This is a genomic window from Microbacterium sp. BG28 (assembly GCF_034044005.1).
Classification (GTDB): domain Bacteria; phylum Actinomycetota; class Actinomycetes; order Actinomycetales; family Microbacteriaceae; genus Microbacterium.
The window spans coordinates 1,004,019-1,024,359 of the sequence record NZ_JAXCHA010000002.1; the positions used below are offsets into that span (position 1 = coordinate 1,004,019).

19 protein-coding genes and 1 riboswitch are annotated in these 20,341 nt (G+C 70.6%); of the genes, 8 read left to right on the plus strand and 11 right to left on the minus strand.

Translation table 11 applies throughout. From position 1 onward, the window contains the following. Positions 1 to 71 precede the first annotated feature (71 nt). The 5 genes from SK224_RS10785 to SK224_RS10805 all read right to left on the minus strand — a co-directional run bounded on the left by SK224_RS10785 (position 72) and on the right by SK224_RS10805 (position 5,247). Positions 72 to 1,052: a phosphotransferase family protein gene (locus SK224_RS10785; RefSeq protein WP_320434660.1), complete on the minus strand. Its 981-nt coding sequence runs from the start codon at positions 1,050 to 1,052 to the stop codon at positions 72 to 74. A 95-nt stretch (positions 1,053 to 1,147) separates the two neighbouring features. Beyond that, the gene (locus SK224_RS10790) at positions 1,148 to 2,764 is read right to left on the minus strand and encodes an ATP-binding protein (protein ID WP_320434661.1); all 1,617 of its coding nucleotides are present in this window, start codon (positions 2,762 to 2,764) and stop codon (positions 1,148 to 1,150) included. A gap of 145 nt (positions 2,765 to 2,909) precedes the next feature. Then, on the minus strand, positions 2,910 to 4,031 hold the full coding sequence (locus SK224_RS10795) for a VanZ family protein (RefSeq protein WP_320434662.1): 1,122 nt from the start codon (positions 4,029 to 4,031) through the stop codon (positions 2,910 to 2,912). 47 nt (positions 4,032 to 4,078) lie between these two features. Then, entirely contained in the window at positions 4,079 to 4,594 is a 516-nt protein-coding gene (locus tag SK224_RS10800) for a hypothetical protein (protein WP_320434663.1), read from the minus strand. Then, positions 4,591 to 5,247 carry a TetR/AcrR family transcriptional regulator gene (locus tag SK224_RS10805; RefSeq protein WP_320434664.1) on the minus strand — a complete coding sequence of 219 codons (657 nt, stop codon included), beginning with the start codon at positions 5,245 to 5,247 and terminating at the stop codon, positions 4,591 to 4,593. The genes SK224_RS10800 and SK224_RS10805 overlap by 4 nt, the downstream gene beginning before the upstream one ends. A gap of 83 nt (positions 5,248 to 5,330) precedes the next feature. On the opposite strand from SK224_RS10805, the gene SK224_RS10810 reads away from it, so the two are divergent. The 5 genes from SK224_RS10810 (at position 5,331) to SK224_RS10830 (ending at position 9,380) form a co-directional block, all read left to right on the plus strand. Then, positions 5,331 to 6,254, plus strand: coding sequence for an ATP-binding cassette domain-containing protein (locus SK224_RS10810; protein ID WP_320434665.1), 924 nt, complete (start codon positions 5,331 to 5,333; stop codon positions 6,252 to 6,254). A 1-nt stretch (position 6,255) separates the two neighbouring features. Then, positions 6,256 to 7,008, plus strand: coding sequence for an ABC transporter permease (locus tag SK224_RS10815; protein ID WP_320434666.1), 753 nt, complete (start codon positions 6,256 to 6,258; stop codon positions 7,006 to 7,008). Between the two features lie 73 nt (positions 7,009 to 7,081). Further along, complete coding sequence (locus SK224_RS10820) at positions 7,082 to 7,621, plus strand: hypothetical protein (RefSeq protein ID WP_320434667.1); 540 nt, start codon at positions 7,082 to 7,084, stop codon at positions 7,619 to 7,621. Next, positions 7,618 to 8,727, plus strand: coding sequence for a sensor histidine kinase (locus SK224_RS10825; RefSeq protein ID WP_320434668.1), 1,110 nt, complete (start codon positions 7,618 to 7,620; stop codon positions 8,725 to 8,727). Before SK224_RS10820 ends, SK224_RS10825 begins: the two co-directional genes overlap by 4 nt. Next, complete coding sequence (locus tag SK224_RS10830; RefSeq protein WP_320434669.1) at positions 8,724 to 9,380, plus strand: response regulator transcription factor; 657 nt, start codon at positions 8,724 to 8,726, stop codon at positions 9,378 to 9,380. Before SK224_RS10825 ends, SK224_RS10830 begins: the two co-directional genes overlap by 4 nt. A 7-nt stretch (positions 9,381 to 9,387) precedes the next feature. Here SK224_RS10830 and SK224_RS10835 read toward each other — a convergent pair whose 3' ends face one another. Beyond that, on the minus strand, positions 9,388 to 10,056 hold the full coding sequence (locus SK224_RS10835) for a FadR/GntR family transcriptional regulator (protein WP_320434670.1): 669 nt from the start codon (positions 10,054 to 10,056) through the stop codon (positions 9,388 to 9,390). 164 nt (positions 10,057 to 10,220) lie between these two features. Between SK224_RS10835 and SK224_RS10840 the strand changes: the two genes are divergently transcribed. Beyond that, complete coding sequence (locus SK224_RS10840) at positions 10,221 to 11,975, plus strand: 2-isopropylmalate synthase (protein ID WP_320434671.1); 1,755 nt, start codon at positions 10,221 to 10,223, stop codon at positions 11,973 to 11,975. Between the two features lie 8 nt (positions 11,976 to 11,983). On the opposite strand, the gene SK224_RS10845 is transcribed toward SK224_RS10840, so the two are convergent. The 3 genes from SK224_RS10845 to thiM all read right to left on the minus strand — a co-directional run bounded on the left by SK224_RS10845 (position 11,984) and on the right by thiM (position 14,945). Next, positions 11,984 to 13,495: a bifunctional hydroxymethylpyrimidine kinase/phosphomethylpyrimidine kinase gene (locus SK224_RS10845; RefSeq protein WP_320434672.1), complete on the minus strand. Its 1,512-nt coding sequence runs from the start codon at positions 13,493 to 13,495 to the stop codon at positions 11,984 to 11,986. Further along, entirely contained in the window at positions 13,492 to 14,139 is a 648-nt protein-coding gene (gene thiE, locus SK224_RS10850) for a thiamine phosphate synthase (RefSeq protein WP_320434673.1), read from the minus strand. Before thiE ends, SK224_RS10845 begins: the two co-directional genes overlap by 4 nt. Beyond that, positions 14,136 to 14,945, minus strand: a complete 810-nt coding sequence (gene thiM, locus SK224_RS10855; RefSeq protein ID WP_320434674.1) for a hydroxyethylthiazole kinase — start codon at positions 14,943 to 14,945, stop codon at positions 14,136 to 14,138. Before thiM ends, thiE begins: the two co-directional genes overlap by 4 nt. After that, a riboswitch (TPP riboswitch) is annotated at positions 14,937 to 15,028 on the minus strand. Its footprint overlaps the gene before it by 9 nt. Before the next feature lie 192 nt (positions 15,029 to 15,220). Here thiM and SK224_RS10860 point away from each other — a divergent pair. Then, positions 15,221 to 15,799, plus strand: coding sequence for an NADPH-dependent F420 reductase (locus SK224_RS10860; protein ID WP_320434675.1), 579 nt, complete (start codon positions 15,221 to 15,223; stop codon positions 15,797 to 15,799). Between the two features lie 83 nt (positions 15,800 to 15,882). Next, entirely contained in the window at positions 15,883 to 16,866 is a 984-nt protein-coding gene (locus tag SK224_RS10865; protein ID WP_320434676.1) for a putative zinc-binding metallopeptidase, read from the plus strand. Positions 16,867 to 16,974: 108 nt separating this feature from the next. On the opposite strand, the gene SK224_RS10870 is transcribed toward SK224_RS10865, so the two are convergent. Then, on the minus strand, positions 16,975 to 19,218 hold the full coding sequence (locus tag SK224_RS10870; protein ID WP_320434677.1) for a TIM-barrel domain-containing protein: 2,244 nt from the start codon (positions 19,216 to 19,218) through the stop codon (positions 16,975 to 16,977). After that, entirely contained in the window at positions 19,215 to 20,339 is a 1,125-nt protein-coding gene (locus SK224_RS10875) for a glycoside hydrolase family 15 protein (protein WP_320434678.1), read from the minus strand. The genes SK224_RS10870 and SK224_RS10875 overlap by 4 nt, the downstream gene beginning before the upstream one ends. Between the last annotated feature and the right edge of the window lie 2 nt (positions 20,340 to 20,341).

Consider the following 20,341-nt stretch of genomic DNA (forward strand, 5'->3'; position numbering starts at 1 on the left):
GCGGCCCGCTCACCAGCGTCCAACCACCCCACTCGCCCGACGATTCCCGCGGTCGCGCACGCATCGCCGATTCATCGCGTGCCCACCGGTACCGCCGTCCCCAGATCGCGCAGGGCGTCGTCGAGCAGGCGAGCGACCGAAGCCCGGTACTGCGGGAGCCACTCGCCCTCGAAGCCGCGGATGTCGATCTCCGTGGCGAGGACGAGCGTGTAGTACAGCCGGTAGAGGGCGAGGCGGATCGAGCCCGTCGGCGAGACGAGTTCGGCGGCGAGGACTCCCCCGGCATCCGTGTCGCCCGCGATGATCTGCTCCTGGACCCCCTCCTCCGCCAGCTGATTCGCCCCGACCAGATCGAAGAGCGGATCGCCCCATACAACGCGCTCGGTGTCGATCAGACCCACGATCCGCAGCTCTTCGTCGAGGAAGATGTTCGCGGGCCAGAGATCGTTGTGCACGACGACCGGATCAGTGACCGCCTCGAGTGCGTGCCCGTGGCGCGAGAGCGCAGCACGAATCCGTTGCGCCGGCAGCGCGGCACCGGACTCGGCCGCGTCCTGGAGGATGCCGTCGAACATGGCGGTGACCGCCGAGCGCCACTCGTCGCGCCGCATGCCCGTCTCCGGCGCAGGGTATCCGAACGCGGGCGCGGGCACGCGGTGGAGCTCGGCCATCAGGGCGCCCAGGGCGTGGCGTGCGCGGGCGGTGGCCGCGTCGTCGAGTTCGAGCTCGTTCCACACGCGCCCTGGCAGGTGACGGGTGACGACGATGTCCGCGGCGACGACCGACTGGGTGAAGTCGGTCACCAGTACCTCGGGCACGGGAGCGTGACCGGCGAGCATCCCGTAGACCAGCGCCTCGGATGCGGCGATCCCACGTTCGTAGCGGCAGAGCCCCCGCGGATCGGTCGGGGTCGCCTTCACGATGATGCGAGCACCATCGGTGAGGGTCACGGCCGACGTGGCGGCGAACGTTCCGCCGGTCAGCGGTTCGATGTGCGCGATCTCCCCGATCGGTGCGAGAACGGCGGCGAGCTGCGCGGGAGTGAGCGACATCGGTGGCACAGGCGGCGGACCTTTCCGGTGGAGCAGCCGGCGTCCACGAGACGCCGGGCCTTCTCACGCTAGCGTCCGCAACGGTGCGATGCCGGTCAGAGGGCCGGGATGCGGATCGTGACCTCTGTTCCGCCGGCCGCGCTCCGTGCGAGCGAAGCCACCCCCGCGTGTGCGGTCACGATGTTGTGCACGACGGACAGCCCCAACCCGAATCCCTGCACCGCGTCTCGATGCGCCATGGGTGCGCGATAGAAGCGGTCGAACGCCCGGTGCTGTTCGACCTCGCTCATGCCGGGGCCATCGTCGCTGACGCGGATCCGGATCTCGTCGTCGACGCGATCGCACTGCGCGAGCACCTCCGTGCCCTCCACGGCGAACTTCACGGCGTTCGAAAGCAGTTCCGCTACCGCCTGTCGGATGCGGCCCGCATCCGCCATGGCGACCGCGGCGTCGGCGACCTCGGCGCGGATCGTCAGGTCGCGCTCGGCTGCGACGGGGCGCGCGATGCGCACGCACTCACGGACAAGGCCGGCGACATCCGTCGGCTTGAGCTGCAGCTCCATCCGGATGTCGGCCGCGGTCAACAGCTCCGATACGCGGGTCATGATCCGATCGACGCTGCGCATGATGATGGCGATCCGCTCTTGAGCACCGGGGTCGGTCTCTGCGACACGCTCGCTCAGCAGGTCGAGATGACCGATCAGCGGCGTCATGGGCGTGCGCAACTCGTGCGACACGGTGTGCAGGAAGTCGTCCCGCATCTGCTCGGAGTGCAGCACCTCGGTGACGTCCTCCGCAACGACGAGTGTGCCGAGCGCCGAGCCGTCGGGGCGCGCGATCTTCGATGACGAGCGGATGTAGGCGCGCTGATGCCCCGGAGGGCCGACCCAGGCGAGCGTCGGCGCGAGCTCGGTGCCGTCGACCACGGCCTGCAGCATCCGATCGCTGCGGCGCAGGGGTGTCGTGCGATCGGCGGCGAAGACACCACCGGAGTTGATCGGCTCGGTCGGGCTCGCGAGCTCGTAGCCCTCGTGGCAGGCGACCTCGTGAGCGCGCGGGTTGGCGAGCAGCAACGCCCCTTCCGGGTCATAGACGGCGATCGCGGTCGGGACCGTGCCGATGACCGCGTCCACCAGCATCTTGCCGTCGGTGACACGGGCGAGCGCCTGCTCGCGCGCCCCGTGCGCAGCGGTCAGGCGGGCGGCGTGACGGCGCAGGGCTCGGGTGCCGAAGGCTGCCACGACGATGACGAGGAACATCGCCACGAGCGTTCCGTAGTCGAAGAACACATCGGCGAGGGTCGACGGCCAGATCCCCGTGATCACGCAGGGGACGACGACGAAGAGCACCATCAACAGGACCGACGCCGTCGGCCAGGGGCGTGGAAGCAACGCCAACCCCAGTACCGGCACCGCCACCACGAAGACGGTGAGCGACGTCTGGGGCAGGAGTTCCTGCCGCAGCGCGGCGAACACGACGACGTTCACGCTCAGCGCCGAGGCGACCACCCAGGTCTGCGTCACCCGGCGCGCCAGTGCCGCCGCGAGCCAGCCCGCGGCGAGCAGAAGCGCGATCACGACCCAGAGCGCGCCAGACAGCGAGCGTCCGAACTGGACGTCGTACACGATGAGACCGGCGATGAGTCCGGCCAGCACGAGGCCCTGCACCCACAGCAAGGACTTGGCTACGAGATCGACGATGAAATCCGTCATGGGGTTCTGCGCTCCTCGGGTGGGCCGATGACGAGATGCCCTGTCACGACGGGAGAGGCGCCCTCCGGGGTGCCCGAGATCTCAGGGACGCCTCAACGGTATCCACCGGAACCGCTCTCACGACAGCGCGACGAGAGCGCGGTATTCAGGACCTGACGTCGCGCAGCTCGCCGCCGGAGAGAACGAGAGAGAGGCCGCGGCGTCCACGGCTGAAGGGCACGGACACCACGGCGACCAGCACGATGATCCCGCTGACGATGCCGACGAAGCCCACCGCGGTCTGCATCGGTCCGGTGTCGGCGCCGGGCAGTTGGTCGAAAACGGTGGCGATCGTGTAGGGCAATGCCACAACCGATGCACGATGCACTCGCGGCCACCATCCGGAGCGGCCCGGCGGCCACGCCGGCGTCAGCCACACCAGCCGCTGCCCGATGGACGCTCCCGAACCCCGCACCGCGGGCAGCACCACGACGAGCGAGATCGTGCCCACGCCGACGAAGACCACGCTCGCGATCGCGACGGCCTCCGAGGGCTCACGACCGCCTCCGAGTGCCAGCTGCGGCACGAAGAGCGTCAGCGAGAGCAGTCCGCTCACCACATTGACGGCCACAGCGTCGAGCACCATCCCGAACCAGCGTCTCCAGACGGTGACGGGTCGCGGCAGGGAACGGTCCCGGCGCAGAGCGCCGGAGCTCGGCATCCAGGACAGCAGGAGTGGGGCGAGGAGCACGCCGATCGCGGCGCCGGCGGTGTTCGTGATCAGATCGTCGATGTCGGCGACGCGATACGCGCAGTCGTAGAGTCCCCAGACCCCCGTCAACTGCGTGGTCTCGATCAGCAGCGACAGCGCGGCACCGAGCACGATGGACACGACGGGACCGCGGTTCCAGTAGCGACGCGCGATGATGCCGAACGGGACGAAGAGCGCGACGTTCAACGCGACCTGCAACGTGGCGCGACTCGTCAGGGCGGAGACGAACGACAGGCCCTGCGTCTCACGCAGGATGTCGCCGACGGAGTGACCGGGGACGAGCTCGATGCCCGCGCTGCTCATCCCGCAGTTCGCCGTGACGTCGGGCAGCGGCAGCAGCGTGTAGGCGACGAGCGCCACCGCGTAGACGCTCGTCGCCGCCGCGCCCAGAAGCCTCGGGAACGAGAGCCGGCCGTAGCGGCGGATCTGGATCAGGAGCATGGGGCCGAGGACGGCGAAGAACATCAGCGAGCCCCCGATGAGGCCGAACCACGCCTGCCACGTCCACCCGGTCATCCGGTTCATCCTAGGAGGCACACCGCGCGCTTCCCGGCGCGTCGCACTCAGCCGTGGGAGAGCAGTTCCAGCGCGATGACCCCGACCGCGAGCACGGCTTCGCCCGCGAGGATCACGACGCGCTGCATCCGGGGAACGGCGAGCCGTCGCACGGCCAGCAGACCGATCGCGACGAGGGTGGCGGTCGTGATGAGCATCGCCGCCAGCAGACCCGTCGAGCCGCCATAGAACCCGAGCGCCGCGAGCCCGATGCACACGAGAGGCGGGAGTGCGACGGTCGCCGCGCCCAGGGTGCCGGTCACCATGTGCCGATGCTCGGCACGCGCAGGCACACGCGAGTGCACCACCATGTGGCTGAGGAGGTCGGCGACATAGACCGCGCACACGGTCGCAGCGACGGTGATCGCGAGCGTTGCGAGCGCGAGACCCGCATCCGGATGCTCCTCATGAGCGCGCAACGCGATGATCACCGCGAGGGCGGTGAAGGCCACGTAGATCCGTTCCTTGAGGGATGCGGCGCGCCTGACGCGCGTCTGCGCGTCGTCGTTCCGGTCGTTCGTCATCCCCGGTTCCCGCTCGACGCGTAGGCGCGCAGGAAGGCGCGCGCGCCGTCCGCCATGATCCGGTCCACGCGTTCGAGATCGGCGCGGCGCGCTCCGTGCTCGTTCAGCACTCGCAGGGTCGTGAGGGCATGGAAGTGATCGGCGGCGAGTTCGGGATCGGGGGCGTCGAGGAGGCCGGCTCGCGACAACAGGTCGAGGCGTTCGGCGAGCGCCCCGTTGTGCGCCACTTCGAGCGGGTGATCGTCGAGTTCTGGAAGCAGCGTCTCGTTCTCGGTGATGAGCCGCACGGCGGCGGCGTAATCGGAGGCTGCGAGCTGGGAGCGGCCGAGGTCGAGGGCGAAAGCGGTCAGCGCGCGCTCGACCCCGGCCCGGTCGGCGTCGGCGAGCGCCGCCGGAAGGTGACGTTCGATCAGCAGGCGGAGGGTGATCAGAGCCGCCTCGCCCGCCTGCTCGACGACGCCCAGCAGAAGTCGTCGCTTGTCTCCGTAGTAGTCGTAGACGGTGCGCTTGGATACACCCGCGCGCGCCGCCACCGCGTCCATGCTGGTGCGCTCGACGCCGTCGCGCACGAAGAGCTCACGGGCGGCGGTGACGATAGCGGAGCGCTTGTGGGCCTGACCCTCCCGAACCGGCTTGACCTGGGCATCGGACATTCGGCGGCCCCTTCCTGTGACGGCGCCGTCAACTCTACACTGATGAGTGTAGAAGCTACACCACACGGTGTAGTGTGCCACTCATGGTCCTCAGCTCTCCTCTCTCCCTTCAGGCTCATGCCCTCACCAAGCGCCACGGCGCAATCACCGCCGTGGACGCTCTGTCGTTCGAGGTCAGACCTGGCGTCGTGACCGGCTTCCTCGGCCCGAACGGCGCCGGAAAGTCCACGACCTTGCGCATGTTCCTCGGGCTCGATCGACCGTCATCGGGAGCAGCGACCATCGGCGGCCTCCGTGCGGCCGAGCTGCCTCATCCCGCACGCGTGGTCGGGGCGATGCTCGATGCCCGAGCCGTCCACCCGCGACGCTCCGCGGGCGCGCACCTCTGGGCGACGGCCCGCGCAGCCGGCATCCCTCGGTCGCGCGCCCACGAGATGCTGGAGATGGTCGGGCTCGCCGACGCCGGCACCCGACCGGCCGGAGCGTTCTCCCTGGGCATGAAGCAGCGCCTGGGAATCGCGAGCGCCTTGATCGGCGCACCGGGGATCGTGATCTTCGACGAACCGCTCAACGGACTCGACCCCGAGGGCATCCGCTGGGCGCGCGCACTCATGCGCGACCTCGCCGATGAGGGACGCACCGTGCTCTTCTCGAGTCACCTCATGGGCGAGATGGAGCTGACCGCGGACCATCTGATCGTCATCCATCGAGGGACGCTGCTGGCCGACGAACCGCTGCCGACGTTCATCGCCACCCGGACGGCAGCCTGGGTTCGCGTTCGCACACCCGACACCGCCGGTCTCGCCCGGATCCTCGCGGGCGCGGGACTGCCGACGACGGTGGATCCCGACCATTCGGACGCCCTGCGCGTTCGAGACGCATCCACCGATCAGGTCGGTCGCCTGGCCGCCACCGCGGGTGCGGAGATATCCGAACTCTCGCTCATGCGCGACTCCCTCGAGGACGCATTCCTGCGCATGACGGCCCCCGACCGGAAGGCGGCGTGAGATGAACCTCTTCGCATCGGAGTGGATCAAGACCCGGAGCGTGCGAAGCACCTGGATCCTCGCCGCGTCGACGGTCGTCGTCACCGCGCTCGTGAGCCTGCTGGGCATCAGCGGCCTGAGCGCCGACTGGCTGACCGCGCTGCCCGGAGACTTCGACCCCGTCGGCGTCAGCTTCAAGGGAATCCTCGTCGGGCAGCTGCTCATGGCCATGCTCGGGGCGCAAGCCGTCACCAGCGAGTACGCCTCGGGGCAGATCATCAGCACCCTCGCGATCGCTCCCCGGCGCGCCGGGCTGTTCACCGCGAAGGCCCTCGTGACAGCGTCTGTCGCCGCGGTCGTGGCGGTCGGCACGGTAGGGGTGAGCTTCGTCGCCGGTCAGGCGGCGCTCGCCGCCGCCGCCCTGCCGACGGCGAGCACGAATGACGGCGACACCGTGCGTGCCCTCGTCTGCGCCGTCGCGTACCTCGTCCTGTCGGCCTTGCTCGGCCTGGCGTTCGGCACACTCACCCGCAGTTCCTCGGGGGCGCTGGCGGTCGTCGTGACCGTCGGTCTCCTGATACCCGCCCTCGCACCGGGCCTTCCGGGGATCGCGGGCCGGTTCGCCGGGACCTTCTGGCCGACGACCGCAGGCCAGGCGTCCTACACGGCCGCCGGCACCGGCGTGCCGCCACTGCTCGGCCTGGCAGTGATGGCCGTGTTCACCGCCTGGATGACGGTGGCAGCCGTGACGACGCTCCGCGTGCGCGACGTCTGAGCGCACACGATCTCCACCCGGCTTCCACCCGTGGGTGGTCGTTCGACGCCGCGCGTGCGACGACGCTGAGGTCATGACCTTCTCCACGATCCTCAACATCCTTCTCCTTGTCGTCCTCGTCGTCTGGTTGGGATACCGCCAGTCGACGTGGCGGCCCATCCGATCCGGTCGGATGTGGCGGATGCCGATCCTGCTCGGCATCGCCGGGGTCGCCGTGCTCGCCCAGACGGTCGATCACGTCACGACCCTTGACATCATCGCGTTGACGGTCGAGGCGGCGATCTCTCTCGGCGTCGGAGCGGCGATGGGACGCATCGCCCGCATCCGGCCGGTCGTGCAGCCGTCCGCGCGGACGGAGGGCGCATCGCTGGAATCTCGGACCGGATGGTGGGGCATGGCGCTGTGGCTGGTCGTGATCGCCAGTCGGATCGCCATCGATGTCGCCGCAGCGGCGAACGGGGCGTTCGTCGCCTCCTCGGCCGGCGTCATCCTGCTCCTGCTGGCTGCCAACCGTGCGATGCGGGTGCTGGTGCTCGAGTCCCGGACGCGCCGACTCGTTGAGGGCGGCTCCGGTACGGCAGCACCGACCGCGCGGTCCATCATGGGGTCATGAACACGGGGCGCCGGTCGGCGCGGGCAGCGCTGCATCTGGTCGGGGCAGCCCTGGTGACGTTCTGGCTATTCGCGGGCGAGCGACCCGCGGATGCCTGGTCCTGGATCGGGGTGCTCGCGGTGCTCGCCTGGCTGGGCGCGGCGCTGCTGCGCGGCGCCCAATGGGTGTCCGCGGCACTCGCGGCCGTCGCGCTCGTGGTCGCATCCGTCGCCGTCATCTCCACCGGCGGGATCGCCCTCACGCCCGTCGTCGTCGCCCTGCTCCTGCTGTGGGCCGATGACGCCCTTCCCGCCTGGGCCGCGATCACGGGCTCCATCGCGGCGCCGGCACTGTTGGCGGTCGGCGCGATCGGGCAGGCACCCGGCGTCCCCACCCTGCTGGCTCTCGGCGGCGGCATGGTCATCGCCTCGCTGGCCGGTGCGAGCCGGCGCCAGACGCGCCGCTTCCTGCGTCAGGCGGCGACGTTGCGACAGCAGCAGCAGGAGTCCGCAGAGCAGGCCGCTCGCGCAGCCGTCGCTCGCGATCTGCACGACGTCCTCGCGCACACCCTCGGCGGACTCGTCCTCCAGCTCGATGCGACCGAGGCACTCATCGAGCGCGGCGACACGGATGCCGCGCTCGTACGCTCGCGGTTCGCCCGGCGACTGGCGGGCGAAGGGCTGGACGAGGCGAGGCGGGCGGTCGCGGCGTTGCGCAGCGGTGACGGACGCGATGACCACGCGCGGCCGGAGGCGGTCATGGATGCCGTCGACGATCTGGTTCGCACGCATCGCTCCCTCGGCGGATCCGCGACCTTCGAGACGGACGGAACGCCGTGGGAGCCATCCGACGCTCAGACAGCCGCCCTGGTGCGGGCCGCGCAGGAGGCCCTCAGCAACGCACGGCGCCATGCTTCCGGGCATCCGGTCGATGTCAGCATCCGGTGGAGCACCGATCGTGTGCTGCTCACCGTCTCCAATGACGTGACCGACGCGGGCGGTGCCCCTTCCGGCGGGTTCGGATTGCGCGGGATGCGCGAGCGCGTCGCCGCCCTCCCTCGAGGCGGTCGTGTCGACATCAGCCGGGACCGGTCACGCTTCCAGGTGAGGATGGAGGTGCACCGGTGAGTCCCCAGCCGGTCAGAGTGCTCGTCGCCGACGACCAGGCGATCGTGCGGGACGGTCTCGTGATGATCCTCGGTCTACTCGACGACGTGTCGGTCGTCGGTGAGGCGACCGACGGCGTCGAGGCGATCGCCCTCGCCCTCTCCGAGCGCCCGGACGTCGTGCTCATGGACCTGCGGATGCCGGGGCTCAGCGGCGCCGACGCCACGGCGCGGTTGACACGGGATGCGCCGGGAATCGCCGTGCTCGTGCTGACGACATACGCCGACGACGACTCGATCGCCGACGCGCTGCGCGCGGGCGCCCGCGGGTATCTCACGAAGGATGCGGGGCGCGCGGAGCTCGAGGCGGCGATCCGATCCGTTGCTCGAGGGCAGTCGGTCTTCGCATCCGACGTAGGAGCCCGCCTCGTGCGAGCCGCCACCGGGACGGTGCCGCCGCCCGCGCGGCGTCTGAGCGACCGGTTCCCCGCATTGACGGCGCGGGAGAGCGACGTCCTGACTCTCGTCGCTCGTGGCAGGAACAATCACGAGATCGCCGCCGAGCTGTTCGTCTCGGTCGCGACCGTGAAGTCCCACATCAACACGATCTTCGCCAAGCTCGGCGTCCGCGACCGGGCGGCAGCGATCGCCCTCGTGCTCTCCGGCGGCGGCTGACCGCACCTCAGGACAGCGCCGCCTTCAGCGCGTCGAGGTGCGTGCGGCTCGCGCGGACCGCCGCATCCGGCATCCGTTTCGCGATCGCTTCGACAACCGCGGCGTGCGCGTCCTGATCCTGTCGCTCGGAAGCCGTCGGCCGGATGCGGAGCATCTCGATCATGGTGCGCCGGACGCGCGGCACGAAACCGTCGAACAACTCGACCAGTACCTCATTGTGCGATGCCACGACGATCGCCCGATGCAGGGCCATGTCGGCATCCACATGCTCCTGGACGCTCTGCCCGGGCAGAGTCCGCGCGTCGAGCGCGCGCCGGATCGCCCGGAGATCCGCGGGCGTGCGCCGCTGCGCGGCCAGCATGGCGGCTTCGACCTCGATCGCCGTGCGTGCCTCGATCACGGTCACGATGTCGGCACGCCGGAGGACATCTCCCCACTCGTCGGGAACGTCGAGGGCGGTCACATAGACACCCGACCCCTGTCGTGCGTCGAGAACGCCGCGTCCGGCCAGACGCCGGATCGCCTCGCGCACGGTCGAGCGCCCGACACCCAGCTGCGCCGCGAGAGTCGTCTCACCGGGGAGCTTGCCCCCCAGGAGCCACTCCCCCGCACGCACGCGCGTCAGAAGCAGGTCCGCCGCCTGGTCGGCGAGTGGCGTCCGCGACACCTGAGTCATCCCAACTCCTCAACTTGTCTGAGGACTATGGTAACGTCCCCGACATGTCCCTGCTCGGATTCCTTCTTCTTCGCCGCCACGGCGGGGCGTAGCCAGACCGGCTTCCCGTCGTGGAGCCGAACACCGCGCCGGTCTGCCTCCCCCAGACCTGAGGACCTCCGACCATGACCATCTCCGCCCCCGCCTGGAACCGACAGCGCCCCTCGGGCATGCCGTCGCATCGCTATACCGACGCCTACTCGCGCGTCGAGGTGCCCCTCACCGATGCGGAACGCCGCTGGCCGGACCGCCGCATCACCACCGCACCGCTGTGGGTCCCCGTCGACCTGCGCGACGGCAACCAGGCCCTGGCCGAACCGATGGACCCGGCTCGTAAGCGCCGGTTCTTCGAGCTCATGGTGCGCATGGGCTACACCGAGATCGAAGTCGGCTACCCGTCCGCCTCCCAGACGGACTACGACTTCGTGCGCCTCATCGCCGACTCCGACCTCGCGCCCGACGACGTCACGATCGTCGTCTTCACGCCGGCGCGGCGTGATCTGATCGAACGGACCGTCGAGTCGATCCGCGGCATCCGCAACGAGGTCGTCATCCACATGTACACGGCGACGGCGCCGGTCTGGCGCACGACCGTGCTCGACAAGGACCGCGACGAGCTGCGCGAGCTGATCCTCGCCGGCGGCAGGGACGTGTGGGAACTCGCGGGCCACCTGCCGAACGTCCGCTTCGAGTTCTCCCCCGAGGTGTTCAACCTGACGGAGCCCGACTACGTCATCGAGGTGTGCGACGCGATCACCGAGCTGTGGCAGGCGAGCTGCGAGCGCCCCGTCATCCTGAACCTGCCCGCCACCGTCGAGATCGCCACCCCCAACGTCTACGCCGACCAGATCGAGTACATGCACACGCGCCTCGCCCGCCGCGACGGGGTGATCCTCTCCGTGCACCCGCACAACGATCGTGGAACCGGCGTCGCCTGCGCCGAGCTGGCCGTCCTCGCCGGCGCCCAGCGCGTCGAGGGCTGCATCTTCGGCAACGGCGAGCGCACGGGCAACGTGGACATCGCAACTCTCGCCCTGAACCTCCACGCGCAGGGCGTCGACCCCATGATCGACTTCTCCGACATCGACGAGATCCGCCGTACGGTCGAATACTGCAACCGCATCGACGTGCATCCGCGCCATCCGTATGTCGGCGACCTCGTGCACACCGCGTTCAGCGGCACCCACCAGGATGCGATCAAGAAGGGCTTCGCGGAGCACCGCGCCAGAGCTGCGGCCGAGGGGCGCGACGAGCGCGAGATCGCCTGGCGGGTCCCCTATCTGCCCATCGACCCCGCGGACATCGGACGCAGCTACGACGCGGTCATCCGCGTCAACTCGCAGTCCGGCAAGGGCGGCATCGCCTACCTGCTCGAGACGGAGTACGGCGTCATCCTGCCGCGCCGCCTCCAGATCGACTTCTCGCGGCACGTGCAGCGGCACACCGACACCACGGGCGAAGAGGTGACGGCGGAGGCGATCTGGTCGCTGTTCACCGACGTCTACCTGAGCGATCCGCAGCAATCGCGCATCGAGCTCGAGGCCGTGCACATCGACGAGGGGACAGCCTCGACCGAGATGATCGTGCGCGTCGACGACCACGTGCACCATTGCTCCCACACCGGCCTCGGGCCGGTCGAGGCCGCCGTGCGCGCGCTGGCCGACTGCGGCATCTCAGTAGAGATCCTCTCGCTCCACCAGAGCTCGCTCACATCGGGAGCGGATGCCCAAGCGGTCACGCTCATCGAGTACCGAGCCGCGAACGGTTCGGCGTGGGTCGCGGGACGTGACCGCTCGACACTCGCGGCCACCCTGCAGGCGGTCGCCCGCGCCGCGGACCGGTTGACGGCTCTTCGGCTCGTCGCCGCCGCATCGCGGTGACCCGGTCCTCAACCGGGTGATGCTCCGTCGCCGCGGGCCGCCGTTCTGTCCGCAGCGAAGAAAGCGAGCTCGTGACGGGCGGATGCCAGGAACGCGTCGCGCATCGCCGCCCGGGTCGCCGCATCGGCTCCCGCGGCGGACCCGGCGACGATCTCGATCGCCCGGCGCGTGGCGTGCGCGAAGTCCGGATCTGCGTAGGTGTCGAGCCAGGCGCGATACGCATGCCCCTCGTGCGACCGCGTCTGCAATCGCTCTCCGACGTCCTGGTAGATCCAGTAGCAGGGCAGCAGCGCCGCGATGAGCACGCGGTAGTCGCCGCGGGCGGAGGTCGCCAGCAGGTGGTCGAGGTAGGCCGTCGTGACCGCATCGGGACGCGCCCCGACGCCGGGCTCGCCCGCGAGCCAGTGATCGTGCAGCTGCAGCTCGCCGACGATCGCATTCTGCGCGCTTCCTGCCCAGAACGCGCGCTCCGCGGAGTCCGGCGCACGGCGCGCGGCATCGGCGAGGACGCGGGCATAGTCGCGCAGGTACAGCGCATCCTGGGCGAGATAGCCGAGGAACGCGTCCCTCTCGAGGGTGCCCTCACCCAGCCCCCGCACGAACGGCAGTTCATCGATCTCGGCACGGATGCCGGCGATGTCCGCCCACCACGTGGCCTCGACCTCGTGCGTGCTCGGTCGGGTGTCGAGACCGCCGCGTTCCCAGAGCCCCGCGAAGTGACTGATCGGCCCGTTGCCCGATCCGACACCGAGCTCGACGCCGTGGCGGATGCTCTCGGTGAGCCACCTCTTCGACTCCGCCGTCGCCCGCACCCAGTCCCCGGTCGCGGCCGCGCGGGTCGCCACCGCGGACGACAGCGAGCATCCGGTGCCGTGCGTGTTGCGGGTGCGGATGCGGAGACCGGCGAACTCGGTGCTGGCGACCTCGCCGTCGACGATCTCGACGAGCGCGTCCGGCAACCGCTCCCCCGACAGATGTCCGCCTTTGGCGAGCACGCGCACGCCGTGCTCGCGCGCGACGGCGCCCGCCTGCGCGAGCACGTCGACCCAGGCGGTGGCCGCAGGCGCGCTCGAGAGGATCGCGAGCTCGGGGATGTTCGGGGTCACGAGGTCGACGAGCGGCAGCAGGCGCCGGAGGGCCTCCTCCGCATCCGGATCCAGCAGGCGGTCGCCGCTGGTCGCGACCATCACCGGGTCCAGCACGACGACCGGCGGGCGGACGCGGCCGAGCCATGCGCCCACCGTCTCGATCACCTCTGCGGTGGCGAGCATGCCGATCTTCACCGCATCGATCCGCACATCGTCGGAGACGGCATCGAGCTGCTCGGCGAGAAACGCGACCGGCGGCACGTGCACCGAACGCACACCGTGCGTGTTCTGCGCGACGAGCGCGGTGACGACCGCCATGCCGTACCCGCCGTTCGCGGCGATGCTCTTCAGGTCCGCCTGGATGCCGGCACCTCCCGTCGGGTCGGTTCCCGCGATGCTCAGCACCCGCGGAACGGCGCGCACGGCACTCATGCCGCATCCCATGCCGCGCGCAGCATACGAGCGGCATCCGCGGGGTCGCCCGCTCCGCAGATCGCAGAGACGACGGCAGCGCCCGCGGCGCCGGCTCGACGCAGCGGACCCAGGTCGGCCGCCGAGACTCCGCCGATCGCCACCGCCGGCAGCGCGCTCGCCGCGACGAGCCGCGCGAACCGCTCATGGCCCAACGGTGGCGGCGCATCGCGCTTCGTGGCGGTCGCGTGAAGCGCACCGATGCCGACGTAGTCCACGGCGTCGCCGCCGGATGCGGCGGCGAGCTGCTCGGGAGTGGCGGCGCTGAGACCAAGGATCGCGTCATCGCCGATCAGTGCGCGCACCGCGCCCGGCGGAAGATCGGTCTGTCCCACGTGCACTCCCGACACGCGCACCCCCGCCTGACGGGCGGCGAGGAAGACATCCACGCGGTCGTTGACGAGCAGCGCGACCCCCTCGGGCAGGACATCCGACACCCGCGTCACCGTGTCGAGGAAATGGCGCGCGGAAGCGTCCTTCTCGCGCAGCTGCACCGCCGTGACACCGTTCGCCGTCGCCTGGCGCACCACGTCGACGATGTCGTGGCCCGCCGCCGCGGCGATGCCCGCATCCGTCACGAGGTACAGCGAGAGATCCGCGTTCACGCGATCACCGCCCGGCTCCGCACCATGTCGGCGTCGAGGCCGGCGAGCGCGTCGAGGAACGCGACGGCGAAGCCACCCGGTCCCGCGGAGCGCTCCGCGGCGACCTCGGCGGCGACGTTGTAGACCGTGACCGCGGCGATCACCGCCGCGAGACGGTCCTCGTCGACGCCGGCGAACGCGGCCATGACGGCGCCGAGGGCGCATCCGCCACCGGTGACGCGTGTCAGCAACGCGTCGCCGTTACCGAGCCGCACCTCGCGGGCGCCGTCCGTGACCACGTCCACCGCGCCGGAGACGGCGACGATCGCACCGGTGGCCTGTGCGATGCGCCGGGCGGCGGCGACCGCATCCTCAACGCCGTCCGTCGCGTCGACTCCGCGGCCGCCGGCGCCCGAGCCATCCAGCGCGATGATCTCGGAAGCGTTGCCGCGCACGACCGCGGGACCCGCGGCGGCGAGCTCGGCGGCGAGCGCGGTACGCACCGGAAGCACACCGATCGCCACCGGGTCGAGCACCCAGGGAGTGCCCGCGTCGCGCGCGGCCGCCACGGCCTCGCGCATCGCCTCACGCTGCTCGGAGCCGGGCGTGCCGAGATTGACCAGGACCCCCGAAGCGATGCGCGCGAACGCTCCGGCTTCATCCGGGATGTCGACCATCGCGGGCGCGGCTCCGAGGGCGAGAAGGACGTTGGCGGTGAAGCCCGTGACCACCGCGTTGGTCAGACACTGCACGAGCGGGCCGCGTTCGCGCACCGCCCCCCAGGCCTGGATGGTGGATTCGATCAGGTTCTCTGGCGCGCGCGTCATGTGCGACATCCCTCCGCTCGTACTGACGAGATCAGGTTCGACGGGTGTGATCTCAGCCCCGTGGGGCACCCCGTGTCGTGTGTGTGGGTTCAGGTTAGCGGACGACTCGGGCACGTCAATCCCGTCGGCATGGGATGACGGGATTGCATCCGGCACCTCACGTGCAGGTCTGCGCCGCGGAGCCGATCGAGTGCGTATGAATGCCGCGGAGACGCTTGCGCCGGCGGCCGGATGGGACGATCGTCGGTGCCGTAGGTGCGAGGAGAGGACATCTCATGACGGAGTTCAGCATCATCGGCACGGGCAACATGGCCAACGCGATCGGCGGCGTGCTCGCGGACGGCGGAAGCAGCGTGACGTACATCGCCAAGGATCAGATCGGCGCCGCCCCGCTCTCCGGCGACGTGGTCGTGCTGGCCGTGCCCTACCCCGCTGTGGCGGGCATCCTCGACGCGTACGGCGCACAGTTCGACGGCAAGATCGTGGTCGACATCAGCAACCCGCTCGACTTCGACACCTTCGACTCGCTCACCGTTCCCGCCGGCAGCTCGGCCGCCGCCGAGATCCAGGCGAAGCTGCCGAACGCGCGCGTGCTGAAGGCGTTCAACACCACGTTCGCCGGCACGCTCACCTCCAAGAAGATCGGCGACCAGGCGACGACCGTCCTCATCGCGGGCGACGACGCCGCAGCGAAGCAGACCCTGTCCTCTGCCGTCGAGGCCGGCGGCGTGGGCGCCATCGACGCCGGCTCGCTGTCTCGCGCGCACGAGCTCGAGGCCTTGGGCTTCCTGCAGCTCACCCTCGCCGCCGGAGAGAAGCTCAGCTGGACCGGGGGCTTCGCGCTCGTGCGCTGAGGCCCGGAGTCCCCCTCACGAGGACCGCGGTTCGGGACCGCAAGCCCGCGCCACCGGGCTGTTCGCTCTGCCACGCTTTCCGGGTGAAAGCCTTCCGATGCCGCGTGTGCGGAAACGCCCTGTACTTCGAGAACTCCGTCTGCACGTCGTGCGGCACCCCGCTCGGCTTCTCCCGCACGGAGGGCGAGATCGTCCCGGTCGACGACACGGGCCGGTACGTGGATGCTTCCGGGACCGTGTGGCAGGTGTGCCGCAACCTCGACCTGTCCGGTTGCACGTGGCTGGCCGCAGTCGAGGGCGGTCAGTGCTCCGCGTGCGAGCTGACGCGGGTGCGACCCAACGACGCCGACCTCGTCGGTCTCTCCCAGTACCCGGTGGCCGAGCGCGCGAAGAGGTGGCTGCTCTTCGAGCTCGACCGACTGGGGTTCGCGGTCATCGGGAAGGCCGAGGACCCCGAGAAGGGGCTGTGCTTCGATCTGCTCTCGAGCGTGCAGGAGAACGTCGTCATCGGCCACGACGCGGGCGTCATCACGATCGACCTGGCCGAGAGCGACGACGCGTACCGGGTCAAGGTGCAGAAACAGTTGGGAGAGCCCTACCGCACCATGCTCGGACACTTCCGACACGAGGTCGGGCACTACATCGAGTGGCTGCTCGTGGAGAACACCGACCGCTCCGCCGAGGCCCGCGCGCTGTTCGGCGACGAGCGCGCCGACTACCAGGCCGAGATCGACCGTCACTACTCCGAGGGGCCGCCGGCCGACTGGCAGGCGCGCTACATCTCGACGTACGCGACCATGCACCCCTACGAGGACTTCGCCGAGACGTGGGCCCACTTCCTGCACATCACGGACACGCTCGAGACCGCCGACCAGTACGGCCTAGTCACGTTCCCAGGACTCGACGCGTTCAACACGTTCCGCGACGTCGTGACCGAGGTCTGGATGCCGCTGGCCACCGCGCTCAACATGATCAACCGCTCGATGGGCAAGAGCGACTTCTACCCGTTCGCCCTGCCAGAACCGGTGCTCGAGAAGCTCGACTTCGTCGCGTCGCTCCGGCCGTGACGGCGAGAGCCGGCGTCGATCAGCCGGCGCCGAGCCCTCGCCGGTACTCCCTGGGGTGAACCCCGGAGTCTGTGTCCGCCGAGCCCACCGGCGTCCGTCTCCCGCGAGTCAGCCCCGGCCCGTGAGAACCTCGGACAGCGCGGGCCACGCGGCGGCGCGGACGAACAGCGGGACGGAGGTACGCGACGATACGTCCGCCGTGACCACTCGACCCCCCGTCCACGACGCGCCCGTGCGGGCCTCGATCCACTCGCCCACGGGAAGGTAGACGTCCCATGCCGTCGCGCCGGGTTCGAGTACCGGGGCGACGAGCAGGTCGGGCCCCAGCATCCATTGCAGCGGGTGCTCCCACACCCGCGGGTCGTCGGGGTGGTCGAAGTACAGCGGGCGCATGAGCGGCACCGACGTCTCGACGGCGGAGGCGGCGGAGGCTGCCAGGTAGGGGATCAGGCGCTCGCGCAGCTCGACGAGCCCGCGTACCTCTCCGATCACGTCGGCGTCACCCGTGCGCTCGGCGATGTTCCACGGCGTGCGATCGTTGGAGGGCAGTTTGTGGTGGTTGAACTCCGAGTGGTACTGCATGATCGGCACGAACACGCTCGCCGCCATCGCCCGGACGTAGAGTTCGGCATCGGGAATCGGCCCGGAGAATCCGGCGATGTCCCAGCCCCAGTAGACGATCCCGCACGAGGCGGCCGACAGGCCTGCAAGCATCGACCAGCGGAACGCCTCCCACGTGGAGTTCTCGTCGCCTGCCCAGAAGGCGCCGTGCGCCGCAGAGCCCGTGAAGCCCGCGCGGCTGAACGTCACGGGCGCCTTGCCCGCCGACTCCAGGAGCCGGCCGTAGGCCGCGGCGTACACCACGGGGAAGCGATTGTTCGATGCGCCGCCCGACGAGCCGTCGAGGTACACGAGGTCCTCGCCCCACGCGTGCTCGCCGCCGTCGGTCTTGAAGCCGTCGATCCCCACCTCCTCCACCAGATACCGACGCTTCTCGGTCCACCAGTCGGCGGCGCAGTCGTCGGTGAGGTCGGGCATGAGGGAGAGCGGGAACCACCATCCACGATTGCGATACGGGCGCAGCGTCCCATCGGGCGCGGTCTCGCGGATCAGCACGTCGTGCGCGAGCGCGGCGCGGGCGTCGGCGGCGGCCTGTCCCCTCGGATGCGGGCGGAGCTTGATCAGCGGGATCTGCCACAGGTGCACGCGCACGTCGTGCGCGTGCAGCGCGTCGACCATGCCCTTGGGGTCGGGCCATGCGCCCTCGGCGGGGAACGTGAAGTCGGCCAGGCGCATCGGGCCGCCGTCCTCGCGCACCCGATACTCGGCGTCGCGGAAGATCGTGAAGCTCTTCTCGTCGCTCCACGCCTCGATCACCACGTTACGCACGGGAACTCCGTGCTCGCGGTGCAGCGCCATCTGCCGCTCGACCTCGGACTGCGTGTTCCACTCGTTGCCGCTGGCCCAGAGCCCGAAGACCCAGTCCGGCAGCGCGCGGGGACGCCCGGTCTCACCGAGGAACGCATCCAGCACCGCGGTGGGCGTGCCCGCATACAGCGCGAGCGTGAGCACGTCGCTGTCGGTGGAGGCCGCATCCACCTCGGCCTCGACCGTCAGACGCTCCGGCGACGTCTCGCCGATGTCGAACCACACGCGACGCGACGTGCGGACGTGAAATCCCCACCCCTGCCCGCCCACGACGTGCGCGAACGGCATCGGCAGGTACGTGCGCCGGTGTGCGCCCTGGCTCTTGTACTGCTCGAACACGACCGAGTCCAGGCGCGTGCCGCGGTGATCGAGCGCGTCATAGCGCTCACCGAACCCGGTGACGTGCTCGCCGGGTTCGAGCGGGAGCACGAAGCGCACGCGGTGTACACGCACGCCGTCGTCGAGGACCTCGATCCCCTCGTGCACCGCGACCGCAGAGCCCTCGATCGCGAGCGCGCCCGCGGGGGCGGGGCGCCATCCGGCGACGCGGGTCTCGAACCAGCGCGTGCGCTGGATGCGACCGTCCGCACCGGTGGCGGCGAATCGATAGCGCAGCACGGTGTGCGCAGCGGGGGCATCGAGCTCGACCTGCCAGCCCCCGGCCGCGCGGGCCGTCCGGGCCTGCGCCGAGGCGAGATGACCGCCGTCGACGGCCTGGCCGCGCGACGATCGCGCGACGCGCGTGAGCGGCACCGAGCGGGCGTCCTCGCCGTCCACATGCAGCTCGAGGGTCACGTCGTCGATGTCGCCGGACGTGCGCACACCGAGCCGCAGGCTCTGGCCCGCGACCGGCTGCACCGGACTGCGCTGCTCGGTGTCGTCGGAGTACGGATGCCCCGAACCGGAGGGCCGATGGCGGATCATGCCGCGATCTCCGCACGGTCGACGCCGAGTTCTGCGGCCAGGCGCAGCACCATCGCATGGCTCCACAGCAGCGGCGTCGCGACCGGTCCCCACCGGTCGATCCACTCCTGGCGGTGCTCGGGAGCGAGGAGGTGCCCGTCGACCTGCTCGGGCAGCATTCCCGCGTCGGTGGCTGTGGACGCCGCCCATTCCAGCAGGCGCCGTGCCTCGGCGCGATCGCCGACCGCGGCGTAGGCGAGGCCGAGGAAGCATGACAGCAGAGGCCAACGGCCGCCGCCGAAGAAGGTGTCGGCGCGGAAGCGGTACACGCCGCCGTCGACCTCGAGCTGATCCGACACCGCCTGAAGTGTCGCCGCTGCGAGCGGCGAGGCCGGATCCACGACGCCGAGCGGGGCGATGAGCGAGCTGAGGCTCGCGTCCACGGCGTCCGAACCGATCCACTTGACGAGGTGCCCGTCGACCACGGCGTCGCGCTCGAGGCGCGCGGTCACGTCCTCGGCTCCCGCCCGGGCGCGCTCGGCGCGCTCCCCGGTCACCAGGCCCGCGTCCGCGGCGGCGCGCAGACCTGCCGCGATGCAGCCGAGCGTCGAGCCGTGCACAGCCTCGTCGTGCTCCTCCCACCAGTCGTAGCACGGGCGCTCCCAGGAGCTGAGCAGGTACTCGACCGTGAGTGCGGCCGCATCGCCCCATCGCGCGGGGTCGATCGCGTGACGTTCCGCGTGCGCGGCGGCGGCCCAGAGCCACGTCCCGTAGCCGTCGAGCTGGAAGTCCCACCAGTCGTCCGCGCCCAGACCGCCGTCGAAGGTGAAGCGCGCGGGCAGCATGTGCTCGTCCGGGAGCGGCGTACCGGCGTCGGCCGCCTCGACGATGTCGCGGATGCGGTCGGCGTGCAGGTCCACGACCATCGCGCACCAGTCGTGGAACGCGGATGCGGAAGCCACCTCGCCGGCGGCCGACGCGCCGTCGGCGATGAACGATCCGTCGCGGAACCAGCAGTACCCGCGGTACGCCGAGAACGACGGCGAGGCGGGGTAGGCGCCGTTGGGCTCCTGGAGCGAGGTGATGACGGCGCGAGAGCGGTCGAGGAGCGCGCCGAGATCGACGCGGGGTGTCGTGGTCATGG

What these genes read in the sequence shown, in the direction of transcription:
- SK224_RS10870 (WP_320434677.1), bottom strand. Translation starts at nt 19,218, where the DNA reads ATGATCCGCCATCGGCCCTCCGGTTCGGGGCATCCGTACTCCGACGAC.
- SK224_RS10840 (WP_320434671.1), top strand. Translation starts at nt 10,221, where the DNA reads ATGACCATCTCCGCCCCCGCCTGGAACCGACAGCGCCCCTCGGGCATG.
- SK224_RS10790 (WP_320434661.1), bottom strand. Translation starts at nt 2,764, where the DNA reads ATGACGGATTTCATCGTCGATCTCGTAGCCAAGTCCTTGCTGTGGGTG.
- SK224_RS10785 (WP_320434660.1), bottom strand. Translation starts at nt 1,052, where the DNA reads ATGTCGCTCACTCCCGCGCAGCTCGCCGCCGTTCTCGCACCGATCGGG.
- SK224_RS10835 (WP_320434670.1), bottom strand. Translation starts at nt 10,056, where the DNA reads ATGACTCAGGTGTCGCGGACGCCACTCGCCGACCAGGCGGCGGACCTG.
- thiM (WP_320434674.1), bottom strand. Translation starts at nt 14,945, where the DNA reads ATGACGCGCGCGCCAGAGAACCTGATCGAATCCACCATCCAGGCCTGG.
- SK224_RS10845 (WP_320434672.1), bottom strand. Translation starts at nt 13,495, where the DNA reads ATGAGTGCCGTGCGCGCCGTTCCGCGGGTGCTGAGCATCGCGGGAACC.
- SK224_RS10860 (WP_320434675.1), top strand. Translation starts at nt 15,221, where the DNA reads ATGACGGAGTTCAGCATCATCGGCACGGGCAACATGGCCAACGCGATC.
- SK224_RS10815 (WP_320434666.1), top strand. Translation starts at nt 6,256, where the DNA reads ATGAACCTCTTCGCATCGGAGTGGATCAAGACCCGGAGCGTGCGAAGC.
- SK224_RS10820 (WP_320434667.1), top strand. Translation starts at nt 7,082, where the DNA reads ATGACCTTCTCCACGATCCTCAACATCCTTCTCCTTGTCGTCCTCGTC.
- SK224_RS10805 (WP_320434664.1), bottom strand. Translation starts at nt 5,247, where the DNA reads ATGTCCGATGCCCAGGTCAAGCCGGTTCGGGAGGGTCAGGCCCACAAG.
- SK224_RS10795 (WP_320434662.1), bottom strand. Translation starts at nt 4,031, where the DNA reads ATGACCGGGTGGACGTGGCAGGCGTGGTTCGGCCTCATCGGGGGCTCG.
- SK224_RS10800 (WP_320434663.1), bottom strand. Translation starts at nt 4,594, where the DNA reads ATGACGAACGACCGGAACGACGACGCGCAGACGCGCGTCAGGCGCGCC.
- SK224_RS10810 (WP_320434665.1), top strand. Translation starts at nt 5,331, where the DNA reads ATGGTCCTCAGCTCTCCTCTCTCCCTTCAGGCTCATGCCCTCACCAAG.
- SK224_RS10825 (WP_320434668.1), top strand. Translation starts at nt 7,618, where the DNA reads ATGAACACGGGGCGCCGGTCGGCGCGGGCAGCGCTGCATCTGGTCGGG.
- SK224_RS10875 (WP_320434678.1), bottom strand. Translation starts at nt 20,339, where the DNA reads ATGACCACGACACCCCGCGTCGATCTCGGCGCGCTCCTCGACCGCTCT.